Here is a 764-nt window from a genome sequence, read left to right as displayed (position 1 = left end):
AACAACTACTGGGCGACCGATACCGATAGCGACATCACCGATAACAACTTTGAAGTTGATATCGATTACGCTGCCGGTGGCCAGGTCATCATGACGGTGAATGCCACTGTTGATGGCGACAACCGTTCGCAGTCGATCGACGTAACGGACTATGCTTCGGGCGGCACCACCGCAATTGGGGCTGGTGAAAATGCGACCCTGAACTTCGATGAGCTTGGGCTGAGCTTCACGGTGAACACCAACTTCTCGGCATCTGTATCGTCAATTGCCGCAGACAACACTGGTGCGTCGAACTTTGGCTCTGACACCACGTTCAACGGCGTTGCCGGTAACGACTCCTCGGCGAACGTTGTTAACATGGCTGCAGATAACGGTCAGCAGCTTGCCACCAGCATCGAATTCCAGGTTGGCGGCGGCAACACGGCAAACGACCGCTTGTCGATTGACCTGAGCTCGGTTGATGCCGACACGCTCGGTACCGGGTCTTCTGGTTCGGAAACCTCGCTTGAGGACCTTGGCGCCAACGCGATTGATACTGCTGCTGGCGCACAAAATGCTGTTGAAGTTGTCACCCGTGCGATTGATGACCTGCAGCGTGCACGTGCCGCAATCGGTACCTCCCAGAACCGGTTGGACTTTGCTGGACAGAACCTTGCTTCCACGCAGGAAAACACTGAATCAGCTCGCTCAACCCTGATGGACCTTGATGTGGCAGCCGAAATGACGGCCTTCACCTCAAAACAGATCCTGGTTCAGTCCGGTGT

At 55.4% G+C, this 764-nt stretch carries 1 protein-coding gene; it reads left to right on the top strand.

Translation table 11 applies throughout. The features are described from left to right. Nucleotides 1-764, top strand: a 764-nt coding sequence (locus tag FHI25_RS20480) for a flagellin (RefSeq protein WP_282597612.1), incomplete at both ends; no start/stop codon positions are given.

Origin of the sequence: Thalassospira sp. ER-Se-21-Dark, from assembly GCF_017922435.1 — a bacterium.
GTDB lineage: Bacteria > Pseudomonadota > Alphaproteobacteria > Rhodospirillales > Thalassospiraceae > Thalassospira.
This window is presented reverse-complemented; position numbering and strand designations above follow the sequence as displayed.